Raw genomic sequence first — 558 nt, forward strand, 5'->3', positions numbered from 1 at the left:
GGGTGAAGTCGTAACAAGGTAGCCGTATCGGAAGGTGCGGCTGGATCACCTCCTTTCTAAGGAATATTACATGAAACGTTTGACAGTCGAAGTTTTGTTCAGTTTTGATGGTTTGATAAGGTTTTTTCACGAAGCGCAAGCGAAGTGAAAAGAATCATCCATCTTTTTTATTTTTAAATTCCATACATCATGAGTAGGGGCCTATAGCTCAGCTGGTTAGAGCGCACGCCTGATAAGCGTGAGGTCGGTGGTTCGAGTCCACTTAGGCCCACCATCTTCATTCTCATGGGGCCTTAGCTCAGCTGGGAGAGCGCCTGCTTTGCACGCAGGAGGTCAGCGGTTCGATCCCGCTAGGCTCCACTTAGGTTTTCCACGAAGCGGAAGCGGAGTGAAATAACCAACCTTCGGATTTCACTGCAAAGTGAATCCAGGTTTGTTCTTTGAAAACTAGATAAAGTGTTAATTGATAGTCAAGAAATTACCGAGTATCGCCATTTTAGGTTTTAAACCTTATGTAACAACCAATTCGGTTAAGTTATGAAGGGCGCACGGTGGATG

At 45.3% G+C, this 558-nt stretch carries 2 tRNA genes and 1 rRNA gene; all 3 read left to right on the plus strand.

Annotated features, from left to right (window positions below):
* A 16S ribosomal RNA gene (locus BHE18_RS20095) occupies window positions 1-56 on the plus strand; the annotation flags it as partial.
* Between the two features lie 141 nt (window positions 57-197).
* Window positions 198-274: transfer RNA gene (locus BHE18_RS20100), tRNA-Ile, on the plus strand.
* Window positions 275-287: 13 nt separating this feature from the next.
* Window positions 288-360, plus strand: a tRNA-Ala gene (locus BHE18_RS20105).
* Window positions 361-558 lie beyond the last annotated feature (198 nt).

It is taken from the genome of Rossellomorea aquimaris (assembly GCF_001877785.1).
Lineage (GTDB): Bacteria > Bacillota > Bacilli > Bacillales > Bacillaceae_B > Rossellomorea > Rossellomorea aquimaris_A.